Source organism: Pseudoalteromonas atlantica (genome assembly GCF_043641955.1).
Lineage (GTDB): Bacteria > Pseudomonadota > Gammaproteobacteria > Enterobacterales > Alteromonadaceae > Pseudoalteromonas > Pseudoalteromonas atlantica_A.
This window is the reverse complement of sequence record NZ_JBHZRV010000011.1, coordinates 44,272-60,487: the sequence shown is the minus strand read 5'-3', so window position 1 is coordinate 60,487 and position 16,216 is coordinate 44,272. Positions and strand designations below refer to the sequence as shown.

The 16,216-nt window shown below is 38.8% G+C and carries 16 protein-coding genes; 12 read left to right on the top strand and 4 right to left on the bottom strand.

Annotation, left to right across the window (positions count from 1 at the left end):
• Positions 1–14: 14 nt before the first annotated feature.
• Positions 15–740: a carboxy-S-adenosyl-L-methionine synthase CmoA gene (gene cmoA, locus ACHUE3_RS17540; RefSeq protein WP_058560685.1), complete on the bottom strand. Its 726-nt coding sequence runs from the start codon at positions 738–740 to the stop codon at positions 15–17.
• A 117-nt stretch (positions 741–857) separates the two neighbouring features.
• Here cmoA and ACHUE3_RS17535 point away from each other — a divergent pair, with 117 nt between their 5' ends.
• The gene (locus ACHUE3_RS17535) at positions 858–1,544 is read left to right on the top strand and encodes a DUF3334 family protein (protein WP_394193620.1); all 687 of its coding nucleotides are present in this window, start codon (positions 858–860) and stop codon (positions 1,542–1,544) included.
• Positions 1,545–1,603: 59 nt separating this feature from the next.
• Here the strand turns inward: ACHUE3_RS17535 and bcp are convergent, their stop codons facing one another.
• Entirely contained in the window at positions 1,604–2,080 is a 477-nt protein-coding gene (gene bcp / locus ACHUE3_RS17530) for a thioredoxin-dependent thiol peroxidase (protein WP_394193619.1), read from the bottom strand.
• A gap of 10 nt (positions 2,081–2,090) precedes the next feature.
• Positions 2,091–2,624, bottom strand: coding sequence for a glycine cleavage system transcriptional repressor (locus ACHUE3_RS17525; RefSeq protein ID WP_394193618.1), 534 nt, complete (start codon positions 2,622–2,624; stop codon positions 2,091–2,093).
• A gap of 344 nt (positions 2,625–2,968) precedes the next feature.
• Here ACHUE3_RS17525 and bamC point away from each other — a divergent pair, with 344 nt between their 5' ends.
• Both bamC and ACHUE3_RS17515 read left to right on the top strand, forming a co-directional pair.
• Entirely contained in the window at positions 2,969–4,030 is a 1,062-nt protein-coding gene (bamC, locus tag ACHUE3_RS17520; protein WP_394193617.1) for an outer membrane protein assembly factor BamC, read from the top strand.
• Positions 4,031–4,097: 67 nt separating this feature from the next.
• Positions 4,098–5,486, top strand: a complete 1,389-nt coding sequence (locus ACHUE3_RS17515) for a YjiH family protein (protein ID WP_394193616.1) — start codon at positions 4,098–4,100, stop codon at positions 5,484–5,486.
• 75 nt (positions 5,487–5,561) lie between these two features.
• Here ACHUE3_RS17515 and ACHUE3_RS17510 read toward each other — a convergent pair whose 3' ends face one another.
• On the bottom strand, positions 5,562–7,931 hold the full coding sequence (locus ACHUE3_RS17510) for an EAL domain-containing protein (RefSeq protein WP_394193615.1): 2,370 nt from the start codon (positions 7,929–7,931) through the stop codon (positions 5,562–5,564).
• A gap of 222 nt (positions 7,932–8,153) precedes the next feature.
• Between ACHUE3_RS17510 and pyrC the strand changes: the two genes are divergently transcribed.
• From pyrC to ACHUE3_RS17465, 9 genes are all read left to right on the top strand, one after another.
• On the top strand, positions 8,154–9,206 hold the full coding sequence (pyrC, locus tag ACHUE3_RS17505; RefSeq protein WP_394193614.1) for a dihydroorotase: 1,053 nt from the start codon (positions 8,154–8,156) through the stop codon (positions 9,204–9,206).
• A 310-nt stretch (positions 9,207–9,516) separates the two neighbouring features.
• Entirely contained in the window at positions 9,517–9,726 is a 210-nt protein-coding gene (locus tag ACHUE3_RS17500; protein WP_016707789.1) for a cold-shock protein, read from the top strand.
• A gap of 397 nt (positions 9,727–10,123) precedes the next feature.
• Positions 10,124–10,735, top strand: a complete 612-nt coding sequence (locus ACHUE3_RS17495; RefSeq protein WP_394193613.1) for a response regulator — start codon at positions 10,124–10,126, stop codon at positions 10,733–10,735.
• A 462-nt stretch (positions 10,736–11,197) separates the two neighbouring features.
• Complete coding sequence (locus tag ACHUE3_RS17490; protein ID WP_394193612.1) at positions 11,198–11,968, top strand: DUF3450 domain-containing protein; 771 nt, start codon at positions 11,198–11,200, stop codon at positions 11,966–11,968.
• Positions 11,969–11,974: 6 nt separating this feature from the next.
• Positions 11,975–13,339: a MotA/TolQ/ExbB proton channel family protein gene (locus tag ACHUE3_RS17485; RefSeq protein ID WP_394193611.1), complete on the top strand. Its 1,365-nt coding sequence runs from the start codon at positions 11,975–11,977 to the stop codon at positions 13,337–13,339.
• Positions 13,339–13,863 carry a MotA/TolQ/ExbB proton channel family protein gene (locus tag ACHUE3_RS17480; RefSeq protein WP_087531730.1) on the top strand — a complete coding sequence of 175 codons (525 nt, stop codon included), beginning with the start codon at positions 13,339–13,341 and terminating at the stop codon, positions 13,861–13,863. Before ACHUE3_RS17485 ends, ACHUE3_RS17480 begins: the two co-directional genes overlap by 1 nt.
• 14 nt (positions 13,864–13,877) lie before the next feature.
• Positions 13,878–14,282, top strand: coding sequence for an ExbD/TolR family protein (locus tag ACHUE3_RS17475; RefSeq protein ID WP_087531729.1), 405 nt, complete (start codon positions 13,878–13,880; stop codon positions 14,280–14,282).
• Entirely contained in the window at positions 14,282–14,899 is a 618-nt protein-coding gene (locus ACHUE3_RS17470) for an energy transducer TonB (RefSeq protein WP_099297037.1), read from the top strand. The genes ACHUE3_RS17475 and ACHUE3_RS17470 overlap by 1 nt, the downstream gene beginning before the upstream one ends.
• 10 nt (positions 14,900–14,909) lie before the next feature.
• A complete protein-coding gene (locus ACHUE3_RS17465) occupies positions 14,910–16,169 on the top strand; it encodes a hypothetical protein (protein WP_394193610.1) in 1,260 nt (419 codons plus the stop codon).
• The last annotated feature ends 47 nt before the right edge of the window (positions 16,170–16,216 follow it).

Below are 16,216 nucleotides of genomic sequence, written 5' to 3'. Positions count from 1 at the left end.
ATATATTTCCTAAATTACTTTATTGCAACTAATGAGCAAAAGTTAAAACATTGATACCACACTTGAGTTTGACTAAAGCCAATCTCTTTTAGGCGAGAATAATGCTCGCTTAATGTATCTGGGCGCATTACATTTTCAATAGCTGTGCGTTTTTGACTTATTTCTAATTCTGAATAGCCATTGTGACGTTTAAAATCGTGATGTAAATCAATCAGCAAATTATCGCATTGCTCATTTTCACCTTTAACTTTTTCACTCAGTAACAGAACACCGCCTGGTTTTAAGTTAGCGTAAATTTTTTCAAGTACTGCATGGCGTTGTGCAGGGGGGATAAATTGCAAAGTAAAATTCATTGCTACAACGGATGCGTTTTGAATTTGTAGCTCATTTATATCACCAAGCGTTACCGTTACTGGCACTTCAGAACGAAAGCCTTGCAGATGTAGTTTGCACCGCTCAACCATGGCTTCTGAATTATCTACAGCAATAATGTGGCAGTTATCTGTACGAATGTTTCGGCGCATACTCAACGTAACGGCACCTAATGAACAACCAAGGTCATACAAATTAGAGTTACTTTGCGCATATTCTCCAGCTAGTTTGCCCATAGTACTGACAATAGTGGCATAACCCGGCACCGAACGCTGGATCATATCAGGGAAAACTTCTACGACGTTTTGGTCAAAGCTAAAATCTTTAACCGCTTGCTCTGTGGCATAAATACTGTCTTTTACAGTCACACAAACAGTCTCATTTGAAAATAATAGCGCTATTTTAACATTTTATGCTGGATAGTCAGTGATAATTTCAGTAGCTTGGCTAGAATATTAGATAACAAGTATAAAAAGAGAAGTTCAATGGCAAAAAGTAAAGTGATTAGCACTGATGATATATTAGCTACATTGTGTCATTCAGTGACTGGCGTATTGTCATCAGCAAGTGGTAATAGTATTAGCTACTCGGCGATGGTACAAAAAATAACTCGTACATGCATGCGACCTGACATAGGTTGTTTTGTGTTATTTGATGGTGGTTTTACAGGTCTAGTAATTACAAATTTCACCTCGCAAGCAGCGATGGAAATTTACCATGACTATATGCGCAGTATGGGTATGCCCGAAGAAGAAATTGCGCACAGCCACCTGTCAGATGATGTATCGAATGTACTCGGTGAGTTAATGAACCAAATAGTGGGTGATTTTACGTCAAAAGTGCGTGAGCAGTTACATACTTCGATCACGCAGAACCAACCGAAAATGATGGCAATCAACAAACAAGTGCAGATCTCTGTTGATACTACGATGGATAGGCCACAGGCACGACGTGTAACATTCACAACGAGTAAACAAAATATTTTCTATTTAGAATTAGCAATGGATAAAACTGAGTTTATTAAATTGCATGACTTTGATATTAGTGAAGCCGTTGACCCAGATGACATCATTGCGAATGAAGCTAAACAAAAAGAAGAGAAAGAAAACGCAGCTAAAGCAAGTGCAGTAGAAGATGCCGATGATGATTTTATGGCTGATTTAGGGTTGTAATTATTTTTACACTAAAAGAAGTTAACCCCGGGGTTAAACCCGGGGCAAGCTTATTAGTACTATGAATTTAGGTAATCAAGCACAACTTGGTGATGGTCTTTAGTTTTAAATTTATCAAACAGATGTTTAATTTTACCATCTTGGCCAATTAAAAAGCTTAATCGGTGAATTCCCTCATATTCCTTACCCATAAACTTTTTATAACCCCACACACCGAAGGCTTCAGCAATCGCATGATCTTCATCAGAAAGTAAATCAAAGTTTAGCTCTTTTTTAGTTTCAAAGTTCTTTAATCGCTTAACTGGATCTGGGCTTATTCCAACAACGCGCGTATTTAGTTTAGCAAGCTCTGCTTTTTCATCTCGTAAGTTTTCAGCCTGTACAGTACACCCTGGTGTTGATGCCTTTGGGTAAAAATAAACTAATACTTGCTGCTCTTTTAGTAGCTCAGAAAGTGTAATGGTTTCACCATCTTGGTTCTGTAAGCTAAATGCGGGTGCAGTGTCACCAGCCTTTAATGGATTAATTAAGTTCATATTATTCTCCTTAGCGAATACGTCTAAAAATATAATCTACATTTAGTGTACGAGAGAGTGTCTCAAAAGCGATCTTAAATTCATCAATATCTACATCAATCGGGATATTAAATTCCAGTTCACAACGCATCACAGTACTGTCTTCTTCATCATACGTATCTGATTTTAAAGAGCAGATGCTTATATGGCTATCGGCAAAAAAACGGGTCACTTTGCTTAGCGTACCAGGTGTATCAATACCTGTGTATTCTAATGTATAGCCGGCGCAAAACTCGGATTGAGTATGACTAGAAGTGCGTTTCATCATAGTTAGCAATCCAAGTTCCATACTCTTAACAGGTAATGTATGCTCAATACGGCTTATTGCTGACATGTCGCCTGACAGTAACATGATGAATGTGAATTCATTGCCTAAAATTGCAATGCGACTGTCAATGATATTGCAATGGCAATCGCTGACTAATTGAGTTAACTCACTAACAATTCCTGGGCGATCTTCGCCGATAGCAGTCAATACGATTTGATGATTTGAAAAAGCAGTCATGAATTCAAGTACCTAGGTTATATTAATAATAACAGCCGCAGTGAGCTAAACGAGTAAATGTAAATGCACGGCGGCGAAGTTTAGCACAAATCGACGTTTAAACTACAACCCATATCAATTAAGCAACTTTTAAAGGGCAGTGTTTCTTGTTTTTAACAGCATGGGAAAGTACCATAGTCAAAATTTTGCATAACCATTGGCTCATTTTAGGTTAATGTCCTGTAGGTGGGGTGTGCATAAAATAATAACTGTAGAGTTAATCTTGACTTTACACTGAACCAAATCGGTATTACCCACTCATATACTTGTTAAAACAATTAAGGGTATGCTAAGGAGAATTATCTGTGCAGTATTGGATCCCAAAAGCGCTTGCAGTAAGTGCATTGGTAAGTTTGTCAGGGTGTGGCGTTTTTACTGACGAAGCACACCATAAACGTAATTATAAAGCAGGTGAGCCGGTTGTGGTGCCAGGTGAATTGGCACAACCGAGACAAGATCCAACTTATAAGATGGAAGTGGCAGAATATGATAACAATCCAGACTCAACAAATTATCGCCCGCCAGCTCAAGTTCTAACTGTTGCTAAAGGTAGCTGGGTTGAAGAAGGTGACAAGCTTCCTCGTATATATTTTGATAAAAATGATGGCATTACTGAGCTGGACGAGTTTGTTTGGCAAGCAGTGCAAAGTGTGTTGCTAGAGCGCAAAACAAAAGCGGTAAAATTTGATAAGCAAGCTGGAAAGCTTGAAACGGATTGGTACGCAATAATTCAACCAGAAGAAGGTTGGTTGTGGGACAGTGAACAAGAAGTCTCACAACAACGCTTTTTATTCACACTGGATCAAAAATCACATCAAAGAACGGTTTCTTTAAGTAGTAAATTGGTTGATTACAAAAGTAAAACTGAAAAGTTAACGCCTTTATTGCAACAGCAATTAGAAGTTCGCGCTTTAAACCAAGTTATCGCAGAATTTGATTATTTATATCGTCAACTAGAGCTTGAGTTACGTAAGAAGCAAGGCATTATCTCGTTAGAGATGGGTTTTGACAATAAGGGTAATGCAGCATTAGTTACAGAGCAAAGTTATAACGACGTATTTGACCGTTTTTCTGGGTTTTTAGAACGTCTGTCATTTACTATCGTTGAAATCGACCAAGACAGGGGCTTGATCACCGCTGATTACAGCAAGCCAGAGTCCAGTGTATGGGATTCTATCTGGGGTGAAGAGTTGTCTGAGCTACCAATAGAGAATGGTCAATATCAAATTCTTGTTAGTCGAACCAAAGAAGGTGGCACTAGCTTAACGTGGATGGATGATCAAGGTTCTACTTTAGAGCCGGGCACAATGAACGACTTGCAGCAAGCGCTAGAAAAAGCTTTGCGTCAACGTGGTATAAAAATTTAATAACAAATAAAATAGTTAACACAAAAAGAGCACTTTGCTCTTTTTGTGTTTTTAACAGGTTGAAACTATGTCAAAGACAAACCCGCCCACGCCAAATATTGGTGCAAAACAGCATGATTTTAAAGTGTGGTTCACTTTTTTAATACCCTCATTAATTGGTGTTTTCTTATTTATGACACCTGTTCCGTCAGGTGAAATAATGACCATTCCAATTGCTGTTATGGCAAAAGGAATTCAAGCAGCGTTTAACGACTTTGCACTGGGCCTTATTGCCACAATTATTTGTATTACAGGCGTAATGTCGTTTTTATTTAGTGTATTTAAGCCCAAGATGCTAACCAAATTTCGCTTATTGAATCATTTGTTTAATGTGAGTTGGATTTGGCTAGTAACGCGCTTGTTAGGCACGGTATTTGTATTGATGACATACTATCAAGTGGGCCCACATGCGATAAACTCTGAGAACACGGGGTTACTCGTCTTAAAGGACTTACTGCCAGTTTTATTTTCTGTTTTTATATTAGCGGGCTTGTTATTACCGCTACTATTGAATTTTGGCTTGCTAGAATTAGTAGGTACATTACTAACCAAAGTAATGCGTCCATTATTTGGTGTACCAGGACGTAGTGCTGTGAACTGTGTTGCGTCATGGTTAGGTGATGGGAGTGTTGGAATACTCATGACAGCACGCCAATACGAGGATAAGTATTACACCCAACGTGAAGCAGCTATTATAGGTACCACCTTTTCTGCTGTATCTATCACGTTTTGTTTGGTCGTTATTGGCCAAGTACAGCTTGAATATTTATTTGCTCCGTTTTATTTAACGGTTTGCTTAGCGGGTGTTGTTGCAGCGATTATTGTACCAAGGCTTCCACCACTTAGTTTTAAAAAAGATGTCTTTATTGATGGCAAAGAGCCTGATGGAAATGCTGAGCTTGTTCCTGAAGGAAAAACGCTTTTTAAGCACTCGCTTGATGTAGCATTGGATAAAGCAGATAAAGCTCCAGGTATTAAAGGGACTATTGAAGAGGGCGTTCATAATGCATTAGATATGGTCTTTGCAGTATTACCTGTGGTAATGGCTGTGGGAACCTTTGCGTTAATTATTGCCGAATACACGCCTATCTTTCAGTATCTAGGTATGCCATTTATTCCATTCCTTGAATTATTACGCGTGCCAGAAGCTGAAGCAGCAGCACAAACTATTATGGTGGGTTTTGCCGATATGTTTATTCCATCTATATTGGCTGCAGGCTCTATAGAAAGTGACGTAACACGCTTTATTATAGCGGCTATGAGCGTAACGCAGTTAATCTACATGTCTGAAGTGGGTGCATTGCTGTTAGGTAGTAAAATACCTGTTAATATTTTTGAATTATTTATAATATTTATTTTAAGAACACTTGTTACCTTACCAGTAATCGCTCTAATGGCACATTGGTTAGTTGGCTAGCACCTTAAAAGAGATACAAAAAAGCCCTGAGGTATTATCTCGGGGCTTTTTTGTATCTATCAATTTAAAGAAGTATTACAAAGGGTTATCTATCAAGCTTATTGCTTCAAGGGCAGGCAATGGCTTAGACTTTAGAAAGCCTTGGCCAAAGTCACACTGCGTATTTTGTAATATGGCTAGTTGTTCATTTGTTTCTATCCCTTCAGCAACAACATCTAATTTTAAAGATGATGCAAGGGATAAAATGGCGCCTACGAGTGGATTAGAATCACCTTGTAGATTATCTATAAAGCTTTTATCTATTTTTAGAACGTGAATAGGTAGTTGGTGCAAATAACCAAGTGCTGAATACCCTGTGCCGAAATCATCTAAGCAAAGCTTCACTTTTAAAGGGGCTAGGCCCTCGATAATTTGAGTCGCCAATTCTAGGTTTTCAATTAATCCAGATTCAGTAATTTCTAAACACAAAGACCCAAGTGGTAATTGATATTTGTTATATATTGAGTGGATTTGTGGCACAAAATCAAGGCTGGCAAAGTGCCTTGAAGACACATTCACAGTAACTCTCAAGAAACGCTTTTTTTGTGATACCCAAGCCGCAATTTGTTGCGCTGCTAAGTCGAGTAAGTGTAGATCTAAATTTATTATTTGACCGGTATTTTCAGCTACAGGGATAAAGTCGTTTGGAGAAACAAAACCTTTACTAGGATGGTGCCATCTTACCAAAGCTTCAAACCCAATGATTTCATTGCTCTGAATTGTAAATATAGGCTGATAGTAGAGTTCGAACTCATTATGCTCAATACCATGTTGTAGGTCATTTTCGATATCAGCATGGGTTTTAAGTTTTTTCCGCATTGTGCCATTGAAAAACCTAACCTGGCCACGTCCCGTTGACTTAGCTTCATACATTGCTGCATCAGCATGTTGAAGTAATTTATACGCTTCATCTTCGCTGCTTTGGGTAAACGCAACGCCAATACTCGTTGAGGCTTGTAGCAAATGACCATCAATATTTAATGGCTTAGATAATGCGGTTTCAATTCTGCTTAAAGCTTCATTAACTTGATTTTTATGGCTAATATTTTCCATAAAAATAGCAAATTCATCCCCGCCTAATCGTGCAAATGTATCAGTATTCCGAATCGTTCCTTTAATTAACTCACAAATAGCAATCAAAAAGTGATCGCCTACTTCATGCCCCAAAGAATCATTGATACTTTTAAAACGGTCCAAGTCGAGATAAAGTAAACAATGGCTCACTTTTTTAGGCTCACGGGCTAGCTTTAAAATAGCGTGCTTCATCCGCTCTATTAATAATGAACGATTAGCTAAGCCTGTTAGTTCATCGTGTAAAGCCCTATGTTCCAATGCCTGACGTGACAGTTGCCTGTCTATTGCCATGCTAATTTGACGGCTTACATAAGTTAATATATTACGATCGTGTTCGCTGTAGTGATACTTCTCTTGGTAACTTTGGACCACTATTACACCTGTTGTGTGATCATTCACATCAAAGGGTACGCCAAGCCAAGACTCTGAAGGTCGGCCAACCATTTTAAAATGACCTGCTTCAATGTGCTGCTGATATTCAATTCTATCTAAGAGTAATGATTGCTCCGCGGTAAGCATATAATAGGAAGCCGTGTGTTTTAATTGCTCTTTTGATACTTTTTTGTGTGCATTTGAGCGAACACCTTCTTCAATAATATATACTATTTCAAGCACATCGATGTTTTTATCGTATAAACCAACTAAAAAGTTATCTGTGCGAAGCAAGCTGGTCATAATATTATGCAGAGACTCTAAAAATGCATCCAGATCATTAGCTTGATACGTTAAATTAGCGATTTGTAATAAGGTAGTCTCAAGCTTTTGCGCATCATTAAGCTGGTTAACTGTTTTTTGCAGATTTTTTACTGTTCTTACCTGATTGATTTTTGCACTTAATAAATGCGCAACCGTTGTGAGTATTTCAAGGTGAGCGTCAGTGAAGTAATTTCGAGCAGGGTGTTCGCAGTCGATAACCCCTAATACTTTTGAATTGTAAATAAGTGGCACACATAATTCAGACATGGCTGGGCGTGCATCTGCGATATAACGGATATCAGAGCTCACATCACCAATAATTACTGCTTGCGCTGTGCTTGCGACATAACCTGTTATACCTTGATTGAAAGGGATGATATTTCGTTCTATGTAGTAGTCAGTCGCAATAGGTGAAACGCCCATTGCTGCGACTTCATGTAAAGTGGTGCTTTTTTCGTCCGCAAGGTAAATGACACAATCTACAAAGCCTAAGCGTTTTACAACTTGTGTTGTGACGTACTCAAATAGCTCGTCAAGTTCATCAAGCTGCAAAAGACTAGACGAAAATTGATTAATAATACTCAACTGTTCAGTTTTGAGCTCTAACGGGGTAGGAGAGTCTACATTATTCGACATAAATTAGTCTGAAGCTGTTTATATTTTTAATTATAGTCATACGTTAACTTAATATTAACCAAGGTACAAAAAATATATCAAATACATATATCATTGCTGTAAAGTGTAGTACACATTGATGTGATAACAACCAAAGGACTTAAACAAACAAATCGAGGATATTACTTTACTCAGTTGCTTCATATGCCTATGATCAGCTAAATTCAGCCGTGGAAATAAGTAATGTCAAATCAAGAAATTCAAAACACTCCTACATTAACCCTTACTCGTCCGGATGATTGGCACGTACATTTACGTGATGGTGATCAGCTTAAAGATACAGTACGTGATATTAGCCGTTACATGGGTCGAGCAATTATAATGCCTAACCTGGTACCGCCAGCAATATGCACAGAGACTGCATTGTCTTATAGAGATCGTATACTAGCTGCTGGACCTCAAGTTAATTTCGAACCATTGATGGTGCTTTATTTAACAGATAACACAACAGCAGATGAAATAAAAAAGGCACATGCAACAGGTAAAATTGTTGCGGCAAAGGTTTACCCCGCGGGTGCTACTACAAACTCTGATTCGGGTGTAACTTCAATGAAGAACATCTACCCAGTACTTGAAGCTATGCAAGAAGTGGGCATGTTATTACTTATACACGGCGAAGTAACAGATTCGTCGATTGATATTTTTGACCGTGAGAAAGTATTTTTAGAGACTATTATGGGCGATGTTGTTAGTGACTTCCCCGATTTAAAAATTGTACTTGAACATATCACGACTAAAGATGCGGTGGAGTTTGTTAAAAATGCTTCTGATAATGTCGCTGCAACAATTACTGCTCACCACTTACTCTATAACCGGAATCATATGCTAGCAGGGGGTATTAGACCTCACTATTATTGTTTACCAATTTTAAAACGCAATACGCATCAACAAGCACTTATTGAAGCTGCAACAAGTGGTAGCAAAAAGTTCTTTTTAGGCACTGATTCAGCACCACACTACAAAGACAAGAAAGAAGCTGCATGTGGATGTGCAGGGGCTTACACAGCTCATGCTGCGTTAGAACTTTATGCTGAAGCTTTTGAAGATGCTGGCGCTTTGGACAAGTTAGAAGGTTTTGCCAGCCACTTTGGGCCAGACTTTTATGGTTTGCCACGTAATTCAGATACCGTTACTTTAGTGAAGCAACCATGGACTGTACCAGCTAGCTACCCACTAGGTGGTGATCATGTTGTGCCAATAAAAGCTGAGTCTATTATTGACTGGCAAGTAAAATAACTAGTCAAAAAATAGACAAAGTTTAGAGTTTTTAGCCCTGATATTAGTTTGTTAAGCTGTGTTTAACCCTTTGAATCACAGCTTATAAAATATTTTTTAATTAATAGAGCTAAAACGGATTTATTGTGTTAACCTTATCTTGCTTTGAGTTTTTGCGTATAGAATTTACGGATATTGTGCGGCGTATAAGGTTACCGGTTAATGGTTTTGCTTCTTCCTGTACTATACCCCAACGTTTTTGGGCATTCACTCAGGGAGGATATAGCCAATCTGGCTGAATTTTAATTATTGACTTACAGGAAAATTTAGTATGTCAAACACGGTTACTGGTAAAGTTAAGTTCTTCAACGAAGCTAAAGGCTTTGGTTTTATTGAACAAGAAAATGGTCCTGACGTATTCGTACATTTCAGCGCTATTACAGGCTCAGGTTTTCGCACTCTAAGCGAAGGCCAACAAGTGTCTTTCGGCATCAAGCAAGGTCAAAAAGGCCCTGAAGCTGAGAACGTAGAAGTAGCATAATTCTGATTATGTGAACCTAAGTTCATCTTGGTGAAACAGGTCTCTGTTTCACCATAATTCCCCTAAAGCATTCAACTCACCTCATAAATCTATTCAATACTAAATTATTAGCTCATAAAAAGTCATAAGCCATTATTTATGAAATTCGGGCAAAGAGTTCTTTATCTCTGTATCAAATTAGCTAAATTGGGTATTCTCGCACCTCGTTGTAAACCTCTAGTGAAGATTGTTACAATCTGAAACTAATCAGCTTGTTTTATCTATATTATACTTGCGCTATAACTTACTTAGTTTTGTAAAGGCTATTGGAATAAAAATAATTTAAACACGCTACCCATAATCAGGGTTTACACTAAAATTAAGAAATGAGAAATACTAAGTAAAGGTTTGCTAGTAAATGAACACAACACATGATGTACTTGTTGTTGATGACCATCCAATGGTCTGCGCAGCGATTAAAACAGCGTTAAGCAAATCAGCTTTAGTCAATGGTATTTATGCAGTAGCAAGCCAAAAGGAAGCGCTTGAACACTTAAGAGTTAATAAGTGTGATTTGATTATACTCGATATAGAATTAGAGGAATCAGATGGGTTTAGCTTATATAAACGAGCTTGTTTGGCTGGTTACAAAGGGCGTGTGTTATTTTTATCAGCCAAGCAGGATAAGCATATCATAAGAACTGCGGCTAAATTAGGCTCTCAAGGTTTTATAAACAAAGCCGAAAGCCTTGAAAACATAACATCCGCTGTCGAATTAATCCTGAAAGGCTTTACCTTTTTTCCTCAAGAAGATCTTTTGACGCACGACAAAGACATCGATCAAATTTTGACTGAAAGAGAATTAACTGTAATGAAACACCTAGTCGAGGGCGCTTCAAATAAGGATATTGGAGAAAAATTGTTTATTAGTAATAAAACAGTGAGTACTTACAAAACAAAAATATTCGAAAAGTTGGGCGTTGATTCAGTTATTTCTTTGGCCAAACTAGTTAATAACGACTCTTTATAATTTACTTGCTGTAAAGTTCAATTCACAATGCGCGAATTAGTTCCTAAAAGATGATAAATTGCGATTAATTTGTCATCTTTCGCTGAATAAAAACGCTTTTTTACTGAATGACTAAGCTGAAATGAATTTTTTATAAACTTTTTATGATGCCTAAAACGTAATAATAAAATGTTACATTTATGTTTTGTTATTTTTTTTACATCTTAAAATAGCCATCAACACTAGCCTTTGCAGAATACCTCATAGCATCATTGTTACATTTGTGTTAATCCTTTGTTTTTTTGAATGTTAGCTAAACTTCTTTAGCACAATTTATTTATGGTTAATTCCAAACATCAAGTTGACAGCGTGCATTGCATTTAGCATTATTGGAGGGTTGATATCTATTAAAAGATATCAGGGTTGTCTCCTTCGGGAGGTAATTAAATTATAAAAGTAACATTACTTAATTGGTTGGGAACTATGTCTGTTAAAATCAGAAAGAGTCTTGTAGCAACTGCGTTGGTTGGCGCATTTGCATTTACAAGCAGCAATGTGATTGCAGATCCTTTGAATGACGTGCAAAAAGCAGGTCAACAAATTCAAACGGCTGCGGTTAAGTCTCAAACTAAAATTGACAACGTATACGGTCAAACTCAAGAGCTTATCGCTGAGTACCGTGGCATTGTTGATGAAACTGAGCTTTTGAAAGTATACAACGATCACGTTGCACGTTTGGTCGCAGACCAAAATGCACAAATTGAATCGTTTGATCGCCAAATCGCGACTATCGACAACACTAAACAAAACGTTGTGCCTTTGATGTATCGCATGATCGATACGCTTGAGCAATTCATCAAAGCGGACGTTCCGTTTAACATTGACACTCGTTTAGCGCGTGTTGAAAGATTACGTGAAACAATGGTGTCTTCTTCTGTAACTACTTCAGAAAAATTCCGTCAAGTACTTGAGTCATACACAATTGAAGCTGCATACAGCTCTTTAGTTGCGGCTTCTCAAGGCACACTTGAAATCAATGGTAAAACAATTAACGTTGATTTCGGCCAACTAGGTCGTATCACTTATGTTGCTCAATCATTCGATTTGAAGCATGCGTGGGTTTGGGATAACAACACTAAACAGTGGAAAGAATTAGGTGAAGAATACCTAAAACCTGTTAAAGAAGTTATTCGTATGGCGCGTAAGCAAGCGACATTAGAACTTGTTAAACTACCAATCTTTGGCGCGGAGTAATCAATAATGAAGAAACTATTTAAAGGTTTTGCTGTTGCAGCAGTACTGTCTGTTTCTGCAGGTACCGCGTTAAATGCACATGCAAATACTGATGCTCTAGACAAAATCCTTGAGCAAGTAAAGCAAGAGCGTATCTCTGAAGGCAAAATCAATAAGCAACGTGAGCAAGAATTTCTTTCTGCTCGTGCTGACAAGCAAGCGTTACTTAATAAAGCGAAAAGCCAGTTGTCTGCTGAAAAAGCACGTGGTGATCGTCTAACTAAAGAATATGCACAAAACGAAAATACAATGAATGAGAAAGCAGCAGCTCTACAAAGTGCACAAGGTACTTTAGGTGAGATGTTTGGTGTTGTACGTCGTGCAGCACAAGATGCAATCGGTTCTATCGAAGCGTCACTTGTATCTGCTGAAAAGCCAGGCCGTGCTGAAATTTTACGTTCACTTGCTGCTGCAAAAGAACTACCAACAGTGCGTGAGCTTGAAGAGCTTTGGATTTCACTTCAAACTGAAATGACTGAATCAGCAAAAGTTTCAACATTTGAAACTGAAGTTGCAGGCCTTGACGGTAACTCTTCTGTGAAGAAAGTAACACGTATTGGTAACTTCAACTTAGTTACAGACGATGGCTACTTAATTTACTCACCTGAAACTAAATCAATTCAACCGCTAGGTAAGCAACCAGATGGTTTCATCCTTGCTGGTATTGATGATTTAGCGGGTACTTCTGCTGGTGAATACGCAGGTGTTTACGTGGATCCTACACGTGGTGCTATCTTACGTATCAATACACAGAAAAAATCACTGATGGAATATTACCATCAAGGTGATGTAGTTGGTTATATCATCACAGCTTTATTAGGCTTTGGTTTATTAATCTTCTTAGTTCGTTTTGTTGATTTAACAATCACTACGGGCAAAATTAAGAGCCAACTTAAAAATGTGTCTACACCGAATGGTAACAACCCACTGGGTCGTATCCTTAAAGTGTACCAAGAGAACAAAAACCAAGACGTTGAAAACCTTGAGCTTAAGCTTGATGAAGCGATTCTTCGTGAAACGCCTCGCATCGAAGCGGGTATCAACATCATCAAAATCCTTGCTGCAATCGCGCCACTACTTGGTCTACTAGGTACGGTAATCGGTATGATCTTAACGTTCCAAACAATCACATTGTTCGGTACAGGTGATCCGAAGATCATGGCAGGTAACATCTCTCTAGCACTTGTAACTACTGCGCTAGGTCTAATTGCTGCATTACCACTTATCCTTCTTCACGCTGTTGTAGCGGGTCGCAGTAAGTCGGTACTACACATCCTTGATGAGCAAAGCGCGGGTATCGTTGCTACTCACGCGGAGAAGGAGAAAGCCTAATGCTAGTCCTGATGGAGATCTGGGAATCTATCAGGGATTTTGTTGGCACAGGCGGCCAGGTATTATACGTGGTCGCGATAGCACTCTTTCTTATGTGGGTTTTAATGATTGAGCGCTATTGGTTCTTACTTTCTGAGTTTCCTCGTATGACGAAGGAAATTGTAGGAAAGTGGGATGCCCGCCAAGACACTACGTCTTGGTACGCACACAGAATCCGTGAAGCATGGATTTCTGAAGCGTCTGAAAAATTAGATCAGCGTATGTTGTTGATTAAAACATTAGTAGCTATTTGTCCTTTAATCGGCTTACTAGGTACAGTAACGGGTATGATATCGGTTTTCGAAACCATGGCTACCCAAGGTACTGGTAACGCACGTTTAATGGCATCTGGTATTTCAATGGCAACAATCCCAACAATGGCTGGAATGGTTGCGGCACTATCTGGAGTTTTCTTTAGCTCACGCCTTGAGGCAAGAGCGAGAATGGTGAAAGCCAAACTTATAGATAGCATGCCTCATCACTAGAGAGAGAATTAAATATGGCACGTAAACAACGTTTTCGTGAAGAAGAAGAAGCAGCGGTAGATATGACGCCGATGCTTGACATCGTATTTATCATGCTTATTTTCTTTATCGTAACTACATCGTTCGTTAAAGAGGCTGGTATCGAGGTCAATAAACCAAAAGCGGCCCAAGCTACGAAGCAAAAAAATGCTAACATTTTTATTGCGATTCGTGACAACGGCGAGATCTGGATTGATAAACAGCAAGTTGATGTTGAACGTGTTTCAGCAAAGATCGAAAGTTTATTAGCAGAACAACCTACAGATGTTGTAATTTTGCAAGCTGACAAAGATGCAAAACACGGCACTGTGGTTAAAGTTATGGACCAGATCAAAGCGACGGGTGACAACCTGAGAATTTCAATAGCTGGAGATCAGTAATGATTCGTTTTCTGTTTTCACTGATTGCAGGTGGGGCAGTTACTTTCGGCTTGTTCTACTTCATGGCCTTCCTCATCTCTGGTGGGGCTGACCGTAACACGGAGCAAAAAGAACAAATCGTAGTCGAAATTATGACGAATCCGCCTGAATCTAAGGTGCAGGAGAGGAAGCGTGTCCCGCCTCCGCCTCCACCACCGCCAAAGCAGCCGCCTAAACCGCAGCCGCCTCAGCCGGAAACTAACAACCCTAATCCGGGTGCTATGTCATTTAACATGGGTAGTATCGATGTGGGAAGTTCGGCTGGTGGCCTAAGTGGTCCAGGTGCATTTGGACGTGACGGTGATGCGACACCTATCGTTCGTATTGAACCAAAATATCCAACACAAGCGGCACGTGATGGTAAAGAAGGTTGGGTACAACTTTCATTCTCAATCGATGAGTTGGGTGGGGTTACTGACGTTGAAGTAATTGACGCAGACCCTAGACGAATCTTTGATAGAGAAGCTAAACGTGCACTTAAAAAGTGGAAATACCGTCCTAAGATAATTGACGGTAAACCACAAAAGCAAGTTGGCTTACAGGTTCAATTAGACTTTAAACTTAACCAAGGCAATTAAGGAGGCAAGTATGAGAAATTTATCTAAAGTAACAGCACTTGCGGTACTTATGTCTCTCTCGGGTGCAGTGATTACTGCACCGGTTTTAGCTGCGCCGGATTACGCAAAGATTGAAGAGCGTAAAAAAGCAAAAACTAAGATCATGGGTGAGCGCACTGGTAAAAAAGTTGTTAAAGCATTCGATTTGTACAACGAAGATAAGCTTGATGAAGCAATTGCTATGCTTGAAGAGCTTGAACCTTCTGATGACTTTGACAAAGCGACGGTTAACCGCTACCTAGGTAGCATGTATGGTCAAAAAGAGCAGTATAAAACTGCGATTAAGCACCTTGAGTTAGCTGTAGCCCCTGATGTTTTGAATTTTGCGGATCAAGAGCAAAGCTTAAAAACATTAGGTGATATGTATGCTGGTACAGAGCAGTTCAAAAAAGCCAAAGAAGCTTATGTAAGATGGATGGATTTTACTGGTGAAGAAGATGCAACGGTTTATACCCGTATTGCACAAGCTAATTACCAGCTAGAACAATTCCGTGATGTTTTTGAGCCTGCAGATAAAGCAATCAAACTTCAAGAAGAGCCTAAAAAAGGCCCTTACCAACTTAAATTAGGTTCATATTTTGAGCTTAAAGACTATAGCAATATGGTAAAAGTGGGTGAAGAGATTGTTCGTATCTGGCCTGATGATAAAAAAGCATGGGTTAGCTTAGGCAAATACTACCTTCAGACGGAAGACTATAAAAAAGGTCTTGCGACGATGGAAGTAGCCTACAAAAATGGTTTTTTTGAGACTGAAGTTGATTATAAAGTTTTATCTAACTTCTATTCTTTGAATGAGATCCCTTATAAGGCTGCTAAAGTCCTTGAGGAATCTATCAACGATAAGATTGTGAAGCGCAATAAACAAAATATCAGCGCGATAGCGAGTAACTATCACCGCTCAAAAAATATCGAAGAAGCAGCTAAGTATTATGAAGAAGCCGCTAAGTTTGATGACGACGCTGAGCTTTACCGTAAAGCAGGTTCATTATTACTTCAGTCGCAAAATTATAGTGCTGCCGTTGTTCGTTTGAATAAAGCTCTGGATTTAGGTTCTGACAAGAAAGGAACCATATATACAGATTTAGCTGAAGCTTATTACTATCAAGAAAAGTATAAGCAAGCTTATGCAGCGATTCAAAAAGCAATGGATGATCAACGCACTCGTAAGTTTGCAAAAGGTTGGGCTCCATATATTAAAGATAAAGCCGCTCGCAACGGTGTTAAAATTTAATATACTTTGTTTTACAGTTTAAAAAGCCCCTTTGGGGCTTTTTTTAT